The sequence below is a fragment of the Pseudomonas baltica genome (assembly GCF_031880315.1).
In the GTDB taxonomy this organism is placed as follows: Bacteria; Pseudomonadota; Gammaproteobacteria; order Pseudomonadales; family Pseudomonadaceae; genus Aquipseudomonas.
On record NZ_CP134771.1, the window covers coordinates 5,689,467 to 5,704,644 of the forward strand.

Genomic DNA, 15,178 nt, shown 5'->3' on the forward strand with positions numbered 1-15,178 from the left:
CTGGCCGAAAGCGGTCTGTTTCAACGCCCTGGAAGCCTAAGCCGCGAGGCTGCCATTCGACCGGCAGTAGCGCCTGCGACTGGCGCCAAAGTCCAGGCCTTGGCGCCCGCCATTCCCTGTCACACCGCCGTCTTGTTCGGGTCATCACTGATCAGCACCATGCTTTGCGGGGTCGACAGGGCCACGCCGACATCGCGCAAGCGGCCCAGCACGGTGAACAGCAGGTCGCTACGAGTACCGCCAACGGAGCGGGGGCTGTTGACGTAGCCGCTCACGCTGATGATCAGCCCGGTGGTAGTCAGGTCCTTGAAGGAGACCGAGGGCGCTGGCGTGTCGAGCACCGCTTCATGCTCGGTAAAGGCGCTGAGCAGCAACTCGCGGATCTGCATGACATCGGTGTCGAGCGGCAGGGTCAGGGTGATGCCGACGACCCCGAGGGCGTTGCCCATGGTCACGTTGCGCACGTTCTGGGTGATGAACTGCGAGTTGGGCACGATCACCGTGGAGCGGTCCGACATCTGGATTTCGGTGGCGCGCACGTTGATCCGGCGAATGTCGCCTTCGACCCCGGCCAGGCTGACCCAGTCGCCCACCTTGACCGGCCGTTCGGTGAGCAGGATCAGCCCGGAGATGAAGTTCTGCACGATCGCCTGCAGGCCAAAGCCTATCCCGACCGACAGCGCACTGACCACCCAGGTCAGGTTGGTGAGGCTGATATGCAAGGTCGACATCACCACGCCCGCCAGCAACACCATGCCCACGTAGCCCACCAGCGTCACCAGCGAGGCGCGCATGCCGGCGTCCAGGTTGGTTTCTGGCAGCAGGCTTTCGCCCAGCCATTCCTTGAGCACGCGCAGGCTCAGCAGGCCGGCGGCCAGCAGTACCAGGGCCAGCAGGATGTCGCCGGGCAGGATGTTGAGGTTGCCCAACGGTTTGTCGCTGAGGCCGACCTGGGTCAAGCCTTCGAGCAACTCGCCAGGGCTCGAACCCGATGGCAGGAACGCCAGCAATAGCGCGGTGGCCAGCAGCAACGTGCGCCCGATACCTGCCAGCAGCGTGCTGGCCTGGGCCTGGTGGCGCTCGGACAAGCCCAGCACCGAACCCAGTGCCAGGCCGCCCGGCAACTTCGGCGACAGCAGGGTTTCACAGAGGTCGCCAAAGAAGGCGATCAGCAGATAGGCCGTGGCTGCCACGGCGCTCATCCACAGCAGCTTGACCGCCAGAAAGTAGGCCAGTGTCAGGTAGCCGCCCAACAGCGCCAGCAGGCTGAATCCCACCCATACGGCCGCGATGAAAGGCAGCAATCCGGTCACGCCAGCGGGACGCGCCAGCTCGTGGCGGCGGCGGGTGCGGCGATAGCGCAGCAGGCCGAAGATATACACCAGCGCGATGGCCAGCGCTGTCAGGCCGTTGACCGCCACCGTGAGCGCCAAGGTGCTGGCGATCACGCTGTTGATCCGCTCCTGAGTGCCGATGATCACCAGCGCCAGTGCCAGCACGGTGGGGAAGTAGCCCAGCGCGGCGGCGATCGGATCAGGGATGTGCGGCAAGCGCCACGACGGGTACGCGACCATCAACAGCGCGCGGCCCAGGCCGACGATGAAGGCGCAGAAGATCACCAGCGTCTGCAATTGGCCGAGCAGGTTGACGACATCGGCGCTCAGCACCGCGTTGCTGGTAATGCCCCAGCGCAACAGGGAGGTGGCCGCGGCAATGGTGACGATGGTCGACAGGCCCACGGCCAGCGCCAGCGCGCTGCGGCGCAGGCGGCCTTCGGGCAGCCAGCGGATCATGGCCCAGATGAGCAACCGCTCGAGCAAGCGCCGGCCCGCCACCCACAATACGAGCGCAGCAATCACCACCGTGCCGAAGAACATCCGCTTGCCGGGCGCCAGCGCCGTGGCGAACACGCCGCGGACATCGTCCATCAGCCCTTGGATGCGGCCCAGGTCGTCGTCGGTCGGGCGGATCAGGCTGGACCAGAACGCCGAGCTCAACGGGCTGGCCGAACGGGTACTGATCTGCGAGTCGAACAGGCTGCGCCGCAGACTGACGATCTGGGTCGCCAGGTCGCGGGCTGACTGGCCGAGGGCGGTGGTCTGGGTTTGGTCCTTGACCAGCGCGGTCTGCTGCGCCGTCAAGGTTCTGCGCTGAGCGCTGAACGCTGGAGTTTCATCGGGCTGTACCGGGCCGAGGATCTTCAGCTGGTCTTGCAGGTGCTCCAGCTCCGTGGCCTGCTGGGAAGACAGATCATCGACTTGCTTCTGCACCTGCAGCGCGCCTTGGCGTAGGGTCGAGAGCAGGTCGTCATTGGCGCTGACCGTGACTTTCTGGCGAATCTGATCCAGCTGATCGCTGAGCGCGTCCAGGGTCGGTGCCTCGGCCTGGTCCGCAGAGTCGCTGACACTGGCAGCGCTGCTGGCCGCAGGCGCCGGGCTAGCAGCTTGAGCACAGACTGGCAGGGTAATGCAGAGCAACATCAGGGCGAGCAGCCCGGATGATAAACGGTTGAACATGCTGATTCTCTCTTCGGCGTTGAGCGCGATGGCGGGTAAAGAGACCATCCGGTGGCACCCTGGTGCGCAAGGGTACAGCAAAGCGGATATCTCGCGCCTGCATCGCCTTTAAGTTGCCGGGTTGCGGATTGAACCGCAACTGAACTGTCGAGCCCCGGTGTGGACTGAACTTAACCACCCCTGAAGGAGCAAGCACAATGAACCACGACCCTTCCAACCATCGCGACGCCGAGCGCCTCCACCAGCGCGTGGCTGAAAAGTTGGGCATTACCGCCGATGAACTGACAACGTGGATGATCAACGAGATCGACCGGGTGACCGAGGGCGGCAAGGAAGTCGGCCACATGGTGGTGTTCCGCGAGTCGACCCCGCCTGAAGTGCTCGACAAGGTTCAGCACAAGCAGAGCCAGTTCACGGCGATGACAGGCCCGATCGATCCGGAGTGAGTACTTGGCGGCTCGTCTGGTGTGACTCGCACCCTTGGCCTCGTTCGTCGTGCATGGGACGGCCGATCTGAAACCTGAACGTAAAGTTAGTGGCGCTATGCCATCTATGCAATTACTCTGCTTCCCGCTTGCACCGTCCAAGCCGTGGCAGGGAGCCCTTGGTGTTGATTCCTGGCCGCGTTGTCCCTCTGCCAGGAATTATCATGTTGTTCCGTCCTTTGGCGCTTTGCGCACTTTCTGTACTGGCCGCCACGTTGAGCGGGTGCATCACGCAACCTGCTTCGGTGGTCAGCGAGCCGTTGCAACCCAAGCCCGGTGAGCCGGTGGTCTACCTCGTGGGTGCCATTGGCCCGCTCAACGCTGCCAGTGCTACCTGGCAAGATCAGCAACTGCTATTGCGCAAGCGCGGCTCCGAATATGGAGCGGCAGCGGTCTGGCACCGGCAGCTCGACAGGTTTACGCCCCAGGACGTCAAGGACAGCGGCAGCGCCAGTGTTTTCGTGCTGGCACTCAAGCCCGGCGATTACGAACTCTATGACGCACGGTTCTCGACACTGGAGTCTGTCTCCGGGGTAGGCACGCTGTCGCGGTCGCAGGCACCGCGTGAAAAATTCAACCTGCCGCTGCGCCTGGCAGCTGGCAAGGCGTACTACCTGGGCGAATTTCGTTCTTACTGCGTTGCCTCGTCCGGTTGCACTTACCTGTGGCGTGACCAACGTCGCCGCGATCAAGCCATTGCCCAGCTCCAGGTCCCGGGCCTGCCGAGCCTGCAAGCCCTGCCGTTGAACCTCGACAACGCCCGACCTTACATTCTTCCGGCCGCGCGGGTAATGCCATGAAATACATTCTGATTGCTCTGGGATCGACCCTGTTGGCTGGCTGCGCGGTGACCAATACCTTGCCCGAGCGCCCTGCGCCCGACGGCCAGGACTACCTGGCACCTATCCACGTCATGGTCGATTCGCCCCTCGATGCGGCCAATGTGCGCAACAGCTTGCGTGAAACCGGTGTGTTCCGAACCGTGGAAGCGGGAGCGGCGGCGCCTGGCGGCTACAGCGTGCGCGCGCGCCTTGACAGCACTCGTGACATTTCCACACCGCTGCTTTTCCTCTCCGTTGCCACCTTGTTTCTGATCCCCATACCCCAGACGTATGACACGCAAATCGACTACACCCTGATGCACGACGATGTGGCCTTGAAGCAATACCATTACCGAAATGTCACGCGCAAATACACCTGGTTGCTGGACCAGGGTAGCGAAATGCAAGGGCAGAACCTGGACCGCATCAGCCAGGCATTCGCCGCCGATGTGCAGCGCGACCACCTGCTGCCGAGCGTGGGGTATACCCAATGAAGCGCCTGCTGATCGTTGCGCCCCTAGTGCTGATGTTAGGTGGCTGCGAGACCAATCTGGGCACACTCGACTACAAGGCTCAGGAACAGTACGTGCCCATGAACCTGGTGTTACCGCCTGTGTATCTTCGGATTCAGGAAGACGACCAGGCCCAACTGGTCAGCGCGCTCAAGGGCACAGGAGCGTTCTCGTTTCTGGATGGCGGCTACAACCCCAACGGCTATAGCCTGGAAATCAGCGAAAGCCATGTGCCGGCCAACATAGCGGAGGTTTTCCTCGGGGTTTTGACGCTGTTCACGCTGCCGTTGCCGTATCACTACCACGACGGCCTTTCAGGCGACATCCGTAAAGATGGTCACCTGCTCAAGCACTACACCTACGTCCGTGACGGGTCGAGCGTGATGGCCTGGTACGTTCCGTCAAGTGTCACAGTCAATCGGCGCGAGATGCTTGGGGATTTGCTGCGGGACATGGAGCGAGATCGGGTGGTGCCTTTCGCACCTGCGCAGGCGGCAGGTGCTAGAGGTTTTACCACTCGCTGAAGATGATCAGCACAGATCAATGCTCAGCTTGATGTCGGCGACCGAATGCTTCACCAGACGATGGCCTGGTCATCCCAGGCCCAGAAGCTTCCGCTATCGGACGGTCCATGTGCACTCACCAATTCGATAATCCTATCTGCCGAGAACGCCGGTTCAAAGAGCTGGCCATCTGGTACGTTCGCTTGAAAGGGCAGCGACAAGTTCGTGTCCGTGGTGCCCGGGTGTATCGCCAGCACGGTAGACGCAGCGTTGAGGCGCTTCAATTCGATACTGGCGGTATGCAGCAGTTGGTTGAGCGCCGCTTTGCTGGCCCGGTAGCTGTACCAGCCGCCCAACCGGTTATCGCCGATAGAACCCACCCTCGCGGAGAGCGCCACGAAGGTTGAAGGCTGTTTGCGCAGTAACGGGAGCAGGTGTTTAAGCAGTAGCACGGGGGCAAAGGTGTTGGTCGCAAAACTCGCCTGCAGGCCTGCCAGCGTCAGTTGCGCCAGGCCCTTTTCTGCTGTGGCGCCGTCCTGATGAAGGATGCCCAGCGTACTGATCACCAGGTGCAGATGTTCGCATGATTCGATAACTTCGCTGGCGAGTGCTTGCAACGATTGTTCGCTGCGTGCGTCGCAGTCGACTCGCTTCAGACGATGGCCATATTGATCAGCCAGCGTTGCCAGCGTTCCGGAGGTAGTGGCTGCGCGCGATACGGCCCATACCTGAGCGACGTCATCGCGAGCAAGCAGCGCCGCGCAGAGGGCCAAGCCGATACCTTGACTGGCCCCACATACCATAACGTGAGCGTCGTCGTGCAGTGCGGGGAGCAGACTCATGGAGTACCTATACGCCAGCATGACGGGAGTGGTGATACGACAGCAGGTCAGGCCACCAGGTTCAGGTGTGGGGCGCAGCGACGGGCACTGGCTGGCGCAGCGGGATCACCCCCAAAATCTGCACGGCCATCAGTGCACCAAACAGCATCAAGGCAGTGAGATTACGGTCGAAATCCAGGTAACCGGTCAGCATCGCCCCGGCGGCGCCGCAGAGCATCATCGTGCACCCCATGAGGCTGGAGGTGGTGGCGGCGCGATCCGGAAACAGCATGAGCGTTTTCGCAACGATGTTGGAATACAGCAGCCCTTGGCCGTAGTTGACCACCAGAATGCCGGACAATATCAAGGGCACATTCAACGACAGCGGCGTCACTGCCATCAGCAGGATACCGGTCGCGGAAATCGCCAGGCCTGCGACCATGCGCCGGCCGACACTGCAGGCGCGCATGAGCCAGCGATTGGTCAGTGTGCCCAGCAAATAGGCAAGGCCCGCCGCAAGCGCCGTCAGCCCGAAGAACCCTGGCCCGCGATGCAAATCTTGTTGCACCAGAAACGGGCCGACGATGTTCCAGACCAGAAACATCGCCTGGCTGCTGCCCATGGCCAGCACCGCGCATTGGAAACCCCGGTGGCCAAGAATCAGGCCGTAGCCGGCGACGGACTTTTTCATGCTGCGCCGGTGCTCGGAGGCCAGCGACTCACGCAACCGCAGGCTTGCGATCAATAGCACCCCGCTATAGGCCGCATACAGTGCGAAGTTCCAGCGCCAGCTCGCGTACTGCTCGATCAGCCCACCGATAAAGGGCGCCAGCACCGGCCCCAACCCCCATGCCAGGCTCATGTACACCACCGCGTTCATGAATCGCTCGCCCTTGACGGTGTCCACCAGCATGGCCCGCGAGGCGACCTGGCTACCGCCGATGGCAAAGCCTTGCAGCGCCCTGGCCAGCAAAAAGGTCTGGATATCGGTGGCGACCATCGCCAGCAGGCTGGCCAGCACGAACATCGCCATCCCCGGCAGCAAAGCGTTCAGGCGGCCGTGACTGTCGGCAATCAGCCCGAAAATCAGCTGACCCAGCGCGTAGGCCACCAGCGTGATGGAGATGCTGCTCTGCATGACCGAGTCGCTGACCTGCATCTGCGCGGCGATGGCCGGCATGCTGGGCGCGAACAGGTCGATGGCGATGCCCGATACGCTGTTGATCAGCGGCGCTATGACAACGACGTAGCCTGCGTAATCGCGTATGGGTTTCATCAAGGGGCCGGGCAGAGGGGAGGAGGGCCAGCGGGTTGTAGCATTACGGGGCGAAGGTGGCAACCGTGTAGCGGGGGAGGAAATTGCAGGTCGTCTCTGGCTGCGCGGCCTGGCCGAGGCGGCTGGGGTTACGCTCTGTCTGCACTACATCGACGCTGCCTGTCGTGCCAGGCGGCACGTTCGCAACGGGGGCGGTCATTTGCCAGGTTCGCTTCTGGCCTGCTGCCGTGCCGATGCCGGTGCCGAGCAGCTGTCGGCATCGGCTATCGTCACCGGCAATCAGCGATGGGAAACGGACGTCACCTGCGAGAGGTAGAGCGATTGCTTCGTGCCCGCAGCGTCGACGAACTGGTAGCGGCCATTTTTGTATTCAGGTGCTGTAGCGGCGGTGATGTGCTGCCCGGAAGCGGTGTGGAACACGGCGCCGACAGAGCCGGCGGGGTTGGAGGCGCAGCCAGCGAGGAGAGAGAGGATGGCTGCCGAACAGAACATTGCGATTTTCATGGGTCGTACCTTAATGTGGGGGAGAAATAGCGCTGAGCGGGTGCCTCCTAATCATTAGGTGTACTGACCGAGTGTTTCCGTGTAATCGCGGCCCGCTAACCCTATCTACGACAACGGCTGATCTTTGGTTCTCCCTGGGTGATGGCATATTGCTATTTATGCGACAGACGGTAGGTCAGGGGGCTATGGGCATCGGGCCAGCTTCGCCAGCGCCACTCAACCCCTTTGATCCAGTGCGCGCAACTTCGCCAGCAATCCTCACCAAGGGCAGCCAGAGTTATCACAGATCGTTTAACTCTCAAGGAGGATTTGGCGATCCCCATGGTCCTACTCTATGTGTCTCAGCGGGTATCCACACAGGGGAAAAGACCATGTACTCACGGCGTAATTTTCTGCTAGGCAGCATGGTGGTTGGCGGCGGGTTGGGGGCGCTGGCCCTGAGCGGCGGGTTCCCACGGCTATTTTCCAGCGGCGCCGGGCTGGTCAGCCAGGCCGACGCCGCGCAGGTATTCGAAGTGACCCACACCACCGAGCAGTGGCACGCGATCCTCAGCCCCGAGCAATACAAGGTGCTGCGCGAAGCGGACACCGAGCGCCCCTACACCAGCCCGCTGAACGACGAGCACCGCGATGGCACCTTCGCCTGCGCGGGCTGCGAGCTGGCGTTGTTCTCCTCGGCGAGCAAATTCGACAGTCACACTGGCTGGCCCAGCTTCTGGACACCGCTGGACAAGGCTGTGGGCGTGAGTGACGACCGGTCCTTCGGCGTGTTGCGCCAAGAGGTGCATTGCGCCCGGTGTGGTGGCCACTTGGGCCACGTTTTCGACGACGGGCCGAGGCCCACGGGCCTGCGCTACTGCATGAATGGCCTGGCGATGAAGTTCGAGGCGAAGGCCGCCTGATTTGCCGGCTGCATATACACTTGAACTGTTGGGTAAACCCGAACAGAATACGCAGCGTGTATATCAGGTTGGGTTTAGCATGCCTCAGCAAGTCATCCTCCGCGACGCCATGCGTCGTTTGAATCTCACCCGCGATGGGCTTTCACAGCGCCTGGGTGTCACGCGTCGCGCCCTGGATAGCTGGATGCTGCCGGATCATTCGGCGGAAATGCGCAAGATGCCGGACATCGCCAGGCGCTTCATCCTCGAACTCCTGAAGGGCTTGGCACCTGCCCCGCAGAGCGTAGAGCAGCAGCCCGCCAACTCCGAACGGGCTCATCACCTGTTATCGGTGGACGGCTACACCCGCGATTCGGTCGAAGACCTGCTGCGCGTCGCCGATATCATGCAGCCGATCGCCCGCCGGCAGAAAACCACACGGGTGCTGGACGGTGCGGTGCTGGCGAACCTGTTTTTCGAGGCCAGCACCCGTACTCGCTTGAGCTTCAGCGCGGCCTTCGCTCGCCTGGGTGGCTCGGTATGCGATACCACCGGCTTCACGTTCTCGTCGATGGCCAAGGGCGAGTCGATCCAGGACACCAGTCGGGTCATCAGCGGTTACGCCGATGCCATCGTCGTGTGCCATCCCGAGCTGGGCGCCGTGGCCGAGTTCGCCCAGGCCACCCATGTGCCGGTCATCAATGCCGGCGATGGCCCGGGCGAGCATCCCAGCCAGGCGCTGCTGGATCTCTACACCATCCAACGGGAATTCTCGCGTTTCAGCAAGTTGATCGATGGCGCCAGGATCGTCTTCGTCGGCGACCTGAAATACGGTCGCACCGTGCACTCGTTGAGCAAACTGCTGGCGCTGTACCGCAACCTGCGCCTGACGTTCGTGTCGCCCGGGTCGCTGATGATGCCCAGCGCCTTGATCGAGAAACTCGCCGGCCAGGGCCATCATATCGAGCAGACCCAGGACCTGGCCCAGGCACTGGCCGGGGCGGACGTGGTATACGCCACGCGCATCCAGAAGGAACGCTTCGCGCAGGAAGAAACACTGGAAGGCTATAGCGCCGACTTCCAGATCAACTCGGCCGTGGTCAACCGTTACTGCGGCGCTGACACCCTGATCATGCACCCGCTGCCAAGGGATTCTCGGCCGGGCGCCAATGACCTGAGCGTCGACTTGAATCGCGATTCACGCTTGGCGATCTTCAAGCAGACGGACAATGGCGTGGCAGTACGCATGGCCATATTTGCCACGCTGCTGGGGGTTCAGGATCAAGTGCCTCACTCGTTGCGGGAAGTGGGCTGGCGGGTGCCGGTGTATCTGGCGCCGGAGGATGAAGTGCCGTACAGCGATCAATAAGCGCTATCGCTAATCGCCACACGCTATTCCATACTTCGCCCTCGCCATTCAATCAGGCCCAGTGATGATACGAGAGCTGAAAACCTTCATCAGCGTCGCCCGGCGCGGCACGTTCGCGGCGGCGGGGCAGGAGGTCGGGCTGACGCAGTCGGCCGTCAGCGCGCAGATCAGGAATCTCGAGGAAGCCTTGGGCGTCAAGCTGTTCGATCGCACCGGGCGCGCGGCGACGCTCAATTCGGCGGGCCTGCGCGCGGTGCCGCTGGCCGAGGAGATCCTTCAGACGTTCCTGCGCATGGGCGCACCGGACAGCGCCAACGACTACCGCGGCGCGCTGCGCATCGGCGCCATCGGCACTGTGCAGACCGGCATCCTGCCGCAGGTGCTGGTGGCCCTTAAAGCCAAGGCGCCGTTCATTGAAGCGACACTGGTGCCGGGCGTGTCCCTGAACCTGCTCAGTCAGGTGGATGCCGGCGAAGTCGACCTCGCCATGCTGATCAATCCTCCCTTCGCGCTGCCCAAGGATCTGCATGCCGAGGTCATCGCTCGCGAGCCCTTCGTGCTGATCACCCCTAAAGCGCTGAAGAAAGGCGACCCGCTGCAGATCCTGCGCGAGCAGCCGCTGATCCGCTACGACCGCGGCTCGTTCGGGGGGCGGTTGGTGACGCAGTTCTTGCGTGAGCACAAGCTCAATGTCCAGCACGCGCTGGAGCTCGACGAGCTGGATGCCATCGCCAAGATGGTCCGCAGTGGGCTTGGCGTGGCACTGGTGCCGATGGCCGGGCTGTGGCTGGAACATGCCTCTGACGTGCGGGTGATCGACCTGGGCAAGTTGACGTTCTACCGCGAGATCGTGCTGTTGGCCAAATACCATCAACGCCATGGGGCGCTGTTTTCGTTGTTTCGCAACTGCGTGGTAGACGCCATGGCGCGTCAGGCGGCAAAAGGTGGGTAATGCGGCGCGCCCGGTCCTGGCGCATTGCCGAGCTTTATGGGTGTAACTAACCGCCTTGAACCCTTGATTGATCAAAAATATCGTTGCTCAGAACGCAAGATATCCGCTTTCCTGGCGGCGCTATCTCATCAAGAATCGGCTCACGAAAAACACCGACAGGGTACCCACCGTGAGCCTTTCTCCTTTTCACCTCGCCATTCCCGTGTATGACCTCGCCGCCGCGCGCCACTTCTATGGCGACGTGTTCGGCCTGTCCGAAGGACGCTCAAGCGAACAGTGGGTCGACTTCGATTTCTACGGTCATCAACTGGTGATCCATGAGCATCCGAAAACCGTCTCGCAGGAATCGGTGCACTCCAATGCGGTCGACGGCCACGATGTGCCGGTGCCGCATTTCGGCATCATCCTGCAGTGGGATCAGTGGGAAGCTTTGGCCGAGCGCCTGCGGGCCCGGGAAACCCAGTTCGTGATCGAACCCTATGTGCGGTTCAAGGGCCAGGTCGGCGAGCAGGCGACGATGTTTTTGTTCGATCCGTGCGGCAATGCCCTGGAATTCAAGGCGTTCAAGGACATGAGCCTGTTGTTTGCCAAGTAACGCCCGGTAACCTCTGAACGGCCGTCGCCAGCAGCGCGACGGCGAGTTACTTCGACGAGGGCCAGAAATTTTCCTATATTGTCTTACTAAATAGGTTTCATGTCGTTTTATAGATCCATAAAATGAATTGTAAGGGTAAATAGTATTACTATATAGTTGGTTATGTGCTTCGAATGGCAGCGCCTGTGCGCTAGCCACTCGAGCAGCAACAGCCTCACCCCATAAAAATAATCGAGGTGCGCACCATGACCGCTACCGCTATCCCGGTCGCTCAAGTCGACGCCGATTCGCTGGAAGACAGCATCTACCGCCGGGTCAGCTGGCGCATCGTGCCGCTGTTCATCGCGTGTTTTCTGTTCGCCTATCTGGATCGCGTAAATATCAGCTTCGCCAAGCTGCAGATGGCCAGCGACCTGGGGTTCAGCGAGACGGTCTATGGCCTGGGCGCCAGCCTGTTCTTCGTTGGTTACTTCCTGTTCGAGGTGCCCAGCAACATCCTTCTGCACAAGATCGGCGCGCGCATCTGGATCGCGCGGATCATGGTGTCCTGGGGCATTGCCTCGGCGTGCATGATGTTCGTGCAGACTGAATTCTGGTTCTACACGCTGCGGTTCCTGATCGGCGTGATGGAGGCGGGGTTTGTCCCTGGTGTGCTGTATTTCTTCACTCAGTGGTACCCGAATACGCGACGGGCACGGGTCAATTCCTATTTCAAGAGTTCGATTTGCCTATGTGGCATCGTCGGCGGGCCGATTGCCGGGCTGATCCTCGCGCACTTCGACGGTGCCATGGGCCTGGCCGGGTGGCGCTGGTTGTTTCTGCTTGAGGGCATCCCGTCGGTGTTGTTGGGCGCCGTGGTGTTGTGGCGGGTCAAGGACCGTATCGAGGATGTCACCTGGCTCAACGCTCAGGAAAAACAGGTGGTGCTCGACCGCATGGCCAAGGAGGCCCAACCGCAGACGCCGCAGACCCTTAAGGACGTCTGGAAGGAGCCTGCCACTTACGTGATGTCGGCCATTTACCTATGTCTGGTGATGGCGCTGACCGGCTTGCTGTTCTGGATGCCGCAGTTGATCAAGAGCGCGGGCGTACTGGACACCGTCAATATCGGCCTGCTGACGGTGATTCCTTACGTGGGTGCGGTGATCGGCAATCTGCTGATCGGCGCCAGCTCCGACCGCCATGGCGAACGCCGCTGGCACATGGCGGGCTGCGCCAGCCTCACCGCCGCGGGCTATCTGGTGTGCGCGTTGTTTCCCGCGCAATTGTTGGCGCTGATGATCGGCATGACCATGATCATGACCGGCATCATTGCCTGGATGCCAATCTTCTGGACCATTCCTCCGCGTTTTCTTACCGGCCTGGCCGCGGCAGCGGGTATCGCGCTGATCAACTCGCTGGGGCAGTTGGGCGGGATCATCGCGCCGTTCATGGTGGGGCGTATCAAGGACCTGACCGGCACCGCGACCCCGGCGCTGTTTGCCTTGTGCGCGGTGAGCGTGCTGGCGGTGGTGCTGATTCTTTGGGGCATTGCGCCGCGCCTGTATGCGCGCGCGAACACCCACGATTGAGCCTGGGGGAGGGAGGTGGCACCAGCGGTCAGTGACTTCCTGCGGAAAAAACGGATAATGGCGGCCATTTATCTGCTCGTCATTCTGGTAATTCCGCATGGAAATCAAAGTCAATTTTCTCGACAACCTTCGACTTGAAGCCAAGTTCGACGACTTCACGGTGGTGGCCGATCAGCCTATTCGCTACAAGGGCGATGGCTCGGCCCCCGGTCCGTTCGATTACTTCCTGGCTTCGTCGGCGTTGTGTGCGGCTTACTTCGTCAAGTTGTATTGCAACACGCGCAATATCCCTACCGATAACATCCGCCTGTCGCAAAACAATATTGTCGACCCCGAGGACCGCTACAAGCAGATTTTCAAGATCCAGGTCGAGTTGCCGGCGGATATCAGCGCCAAGGATCGCCAAGGCATCTTGCGTTCCATCGAGCGTTGCACGGTCAAGAAGGTGGTGCAGACCGGGCCTGACTTCATCATTGAAGAAGTCGAAAATCTCGACGCCGATGCCCAGGCGTTGCTGATCCCCGGTTCCACTGACGGCGCGGGCACCTTTATTGCCGGTAAAGATCTGCCGCTGGAGCAGACCATCGCCGATATGTCCGGGATCCTGGCCGGCCTGGGCATGAAGATCGAAATCGCTTCGTGGCGCAATATCGTGCCCAACGTGTGGTCGCTGCATATCCGCGATGCGCAATCGCCGATGTGTTTCACCAACGGCAAGGGCGCGACCAAGGAGGGCGCCTTGGCGTCGGCATTGGGCGAATTTATCGAGCGGCTCAATTGCAACTTCTTCTATAACGATCAGTTCTGGGGTGAGGACATCGCCAACGCAGCGTTCGTGCATTACCCGAACGAGCGCTGGTTCAAGCCAGGCGCTAAAGATGCGCTGCCCAAGGAGATCCTCGACGAGTATTGCCTGGAGATCTACAACCCCGACGGCGAGCTGCGGGGTTCGCACTTGTATGACACCAACTCGGGCAACGTAGAGCGCGGTATCTGCTCGCTGCCGTTTGTGCGTCAGTCGGATGGCGAGGAGGTCTACTTTCCCTCCAACCTGATCGAAAACCTGTACCTCAGTAATGGCATGAGTGCCGGCAACACGCTGGTTGAAGCGCAGGTGCAGTGTTTGTCGGAGATCTTCGAGCGCGCGGTCAAGCGGGAGATTCTCGAAGGTGAAATTGCCCTGCCGGATGTGCCGCAAGACGTGCTGGCGAAATACCCCGGCATCCTCGCTGGCATCGAGGCACTGGAGACGCAGGGCTTCCCGGTATTGGTCAAGGACGCTTCACTTGGCGGCCAGTATCCGGTGATGTGCGTGACGTTGATGAACCCGCGTACTGGCGGTGTATTTGCCTCGTTCGGTGCGCACCCAAGCTTTGAGGTGGCGCTGGAGCGCAGCCTGACCGAATTGCTGCAAGGCCGCAGCTTCGAGGGCCTCAACGATCTGCCGCAGCCGACCTTTGAAAGCCACGCGTTGACCGAACCGAACAACTTCGTCGAGCATTTCATTGATTCCAGCGGCGTGGTGTCGTGGCGCTTTTTCAGTGCCAAGGCCGATGTCGACTTCGTCGAGTGGGATTTTTCCGGTGAGGGGCAAGACTCCAACGCTCAGGAAGCGGCGACGCTGTTCGGCATCCTCGAAGACATGGGCAAGGAAGTGTACATGGCGGTGTACGAGCATATCGGCGCAAAAGCCTGCCGCATTCTGGTGCCGGACTATTCGGAGATCTATCCGATAGAGGATCTGATCTGGGACAACACCAACAAGGCGCTGTTTTTCCGCGCTGACATCCTCAACTTGCACAGCCTCGACAACCGGGCTCTCAGGGCGCTGGCCAAGCGTCTGGAGGAGAGCGAACTGGACGATTACACCGACATCAAGACCTTGATCGGCATCGAGTTCGACGACAACACGGCGTGGGGGCAGTTGACGATTCTGGAATTGAAACTGCTGATCTATCTGGCTGTGAAGAAGTTCGATGACGCCAAGGAGCTGGTCGAGGCCTTCCTGCAATTCAATGACAACACTGCCGAGCGCGGATTGTTTTATCAGGCCCTGAATGCGGTGTTGGAAGTACGCATGGACGACGAGTTGGAGTTGGCCGATTACGAGGTCAACTTCCGCCGGATGTTCGGTAATCCGCGGATGGACGCGGTGTTGGGTTCGGTGGATGGCAGCGTGCGGTTTTACGGTTTGACGCCCACCAGTTTGAAGTTGGAAGGACTGGATCGGCATTTGCGATTGATCGACAGTTATAAAAAACTGCACGCGGCGCGGGGCGGGGAGGTTTGAAGGGGTTGTAGTGCGCTCATCTAGTTGGCGACTGCGATTCGGTTTTGTGGTTTGGCTTTGTGGTTTGGCATGTGGGGGTGGG

The 15,178-nt window shown here is 61.1% G+C and carries 14 protein-coding genes; 10 read left to right on the plus strand and 4 right to left on the minus strand.

Annotated features, from left to right (window positions below):
- Positions 1-119 precede the first annotated feature (119 nt).
- Positions 120-2,516, minus strand: coding sequence for a DUF3772 domain-containing protein (locus REH34_RS25895; protein WP_311969681.1), 2,397 nt, complete (start codon positions 2,514-2,516; stop codon positions 120-122).
- Between the two features lie 197 nt (positions 2,517-2,713).
- Between REH34_RS25895 and REH34_RS25900 the strand changes: the two genes are divergently transcribed.
- The 4 genes from REH34_RS25900 to REH34_RS25915 all read left to right on the plus strand — a co-directional run bounded on the left by REH34_RS25900 (position 2,714) and on the right by REH34_RS25915 (position 4,858).
- Positions 2,714-2,962, plus strand: coding sequence for a hypothetical protein (locus REH34_RS25900; protein WP_311969682.1), 249 nt, complete (start codon positions 2,714-2,716; stop codon positions 2,960-2,962).
- Between the two features lie 203 nt (positions 2,963-3,165).
- Positions 3,166-3,801: a hypothetical protein gene (locus REH34_RS25905; protein WP_226506215.1), complete on the plus strand. Its 636-nt coding sequence runs from the start codon at positions 3,166-3,168 to the stop codon at positions 3,799-3,801.
- Positions 3,798-4,316, plus strand: a complete 519-nt coding sequence (locus REH34_RS25910; protein WP_311969683.1) for a hypothetical protein — start codon at positions 3,798-3,800, stop codon at positions 4,314-4,316. The genes REH34_RS25905 and REH34_RS25910 overlap by 4 nt, the downstream gene beginning before the upstream one ends.
- Positions 4,313-4,858 carry a hypothetical protein gene (locus REH34_RS25915; protein WP_226506217.1) on the plus strand — a complete coding sequence of 182 codons (546 nt, stop codon included), beginning with the start codon at positions 4,313-4,315 and terminating at the stop codon, positions 4,856-4,858. The genes REH34_RS25910 and REH34_RS25915 overlap by 4 nt, the downstream gene beginning before the upstream one ends.
- Positions 4,859-4,908: 50 nt before the next feature.
- Here the strand turns inward: REH34_RS25915 and REH34_RS25920 are convergent, their stop codons facing one another.
- From REH34_RS25920 to REH34_RS25930, 3 genes are all read right to left on the minus strand, one after another.
- Positions 4,909-5,679, minus strand: a complete 771-nt coding sequence (locus tag REH34_RS25920) for an SDR family NAD(P)-dependent oxidoreductase (RefSeq protein WP_311969684.1) — start codon at positions 5,677-5,679, stop codon at positions 4,909-4,911.
- Between the two features lie 61 nt (positions 5,680-5,740).
- Complete coding sequence (locus tag REH34_RS25925; protein ID WP_311969685.1) at positions 5,741-6,934, minus strand: MFS transporter; 1,194 nt, start codon at positions 6,932-6,934, stop codon at positions 5,741-5,743.
- 279 nt (positions 6,935-7,213) lie between these two features.
- On the minus strand, positions 7,214-7,438 hold the full coding sequence (locus REH34_RS25930; RefSeq protein WP_226506220.1) for a YgdI/YgdR family lipoprotein: 225 nt from the start codon (positions 7,436-7,438) through the stop codon (positions 7,214-7,216).
- A gap of 371 nt (positions 7,439-7,809) precedes the next feature.
- Here REH34_RS25930 and msrB point away from each other — a divergent pair, with 371 nt between their 5' ends.
- The 6 genes from msrB to REH34_RS25960 all read left to right on the plus strand — a co-directional run bounded on the left by msrB (position 7,810) and on the right by REH34_RS25960 (position 15,096).
- Positions 7,810-8,340 (plus strand): peptide-methionine (R)-S-oxide reductase MsrB, encoded by a 531-nt coding sequence (gene msrB / locus REH34_RS25935; RefSeq protein ID WP_311969686.1) that lies wholly within the window; start codon positions 7,810-7,812, stop codon positions 8,338-8,340.
- A 79-nt stretch (positions 8,341-8,419) separates the two neighbouring features.
- Positions 8,420-9,688, plus strand: coding sequence for an aspartate carbamoyltransferase (locus REH34_RS25940; RefSeq protein ID WP_311969687.1), 1,269 nt, complete (start codon positions 8,420-8,422; stop codon positions 9,686-9,688).
- A 64-nt stretch (positions 9,689-9,752) separates the two neighbouring features.
- Complete coding sequence (locus tag REH34_RS25945) at positions 9,753-10,640, plus strand: LysR family transcriptional regulator (RefSeq protein ID WP_226506223.1); 888 nt, start codon at positions 9,753-9,755, stop codon at positions 10,638-10,640.
- A 169-nt stretch (positions 10,641-10,809) separates the two neighbouring features.
- The gene (locus REH34_RS25950; protein ID WP_226506224.1) at positions 10,810-11,235 is read left to right on the plus strand and encodes a VOC family protein; all 426 of its coding nucleotides are present in this window, start codon (positions 10,810-10,812) and stop codon (positions 11,233-11,235) included.
- A gap of 245 nt (positions 11,236-11,480) precedes the next feature.
- Positions 11,481-12,806 (plus strand): MFS transporter, encoded by a 1,326-nt coding sequence (locus REH34_RS25955; RefSeq protein WP_311969689.1) that lies wholly within the window; start codon positions 11,481-11,483, stop codon positions 12,804-12,806.
- 97 nt (positions 12,807-12,903) lie between these two features.
- Positions 12,904-15,096, plus strand: coding sequence for an OsmC domain/YcaO domain-containing protein (locus REH34_RS25960; RefSeq protein ID WP_311969690.1), 2,193 nt, complete (start codon positions 12,904-12,906; stop codon positions 15,094-15,096).
- Positions 15,097-15,178: the final 82 nt, after the last annotated feature.

Bases quoted from the DNA above. Each gene is read 5' to 3' on its own strand.
- REH34_RS25895 (WP_311969681.1), bottom strand. From the start codon at position 2,516: ATGTTCAACCGTTTATCATCCGGGCTGCTCGCCCTGATGTTGCTCTGC.
- REH34_RS25900 (WP_311969682.1), top strand. From the start codon at position 2,714: ATGAACCACGACCCTTCCAACCATCGCGACGCCGAGCGCCTCCACCAG.
- REH34_RS25905 (WP_226506215.1), top strand. From the start codon at position 3,166: ATGTTGTTCCGTCCTTTGGCGCTTTGCGCACTTTCTGTACTGGCCGCC.
- REH34_RS25910 (WP_311969683.1), top strand. From the start codon at position 3,798: ATGAAATACATTCTGATTGCTCTGGGATCGACCCTGTTGGCTGGCTGC.
- REH34_RS25915 (WP_226506217.1), top strand. From the start codon at position 4,313: ATGAAGCGCCTGCTGATCGTTGCGCCCCTAGTGCTGATGTTAGGTGGC.
- REH34_RS25920 (WP_311969684.1), bottom strand. From the start codon at position 5,679: ATGAGTCTGCTCCCCGCACTGCACGACGACGCTCACGTTATGGTATGT.
- REH34_RS25925 (WP_311969685.1), bottom strand. From the start codon at position 6,934: ATGAAACCCATACGCGATTACGCAGGCTACGTCGTTGTCATAGCGCCG.
- REH34_RS25930 (WP_226506220.1), bottom strand. From the start codon at position 7,438: ATGAAAATCGCAATGTTCTGTTCGGCAGCCATCCTCTCTCTCCTCGCT.
- msrB (WP_311969686.1), top strand. From the start codon at position 7,810: ATGTACTCACGGCGTAATTTTCTGCTAGGCAGCATGGTGGTTGGCGGC.
- REH34_RS25940 (WP_311969687.1), top strand. From the start codon at position 8,420: ATGCCTCAGCAAGTCATCCTCCGCGACGCCATGCGTCGTTTGAATCTC.
- REH34_RS25945 (WP_226506223.1), top strand. From the start codon at position 9,753: ATGATACGAGAGCTGAAAACCTTCATCAGCGTCGCCCGGCGCGGCACG.
- REH34_RS25955 (WP_311969689.1), top strand. From the start codon at position 11,481: ATGACCGCTACCGCTATCCCGGTCGCTCAAGTCGACGCCGATTCGCTG.
- REH34_RS25960 (WP_311969690.1), top strand. From the start codon at position 12,904: ATGGAAATCAAAGTCAATTTTCTCGACAACCTTCGACTTGAAGCCAAG.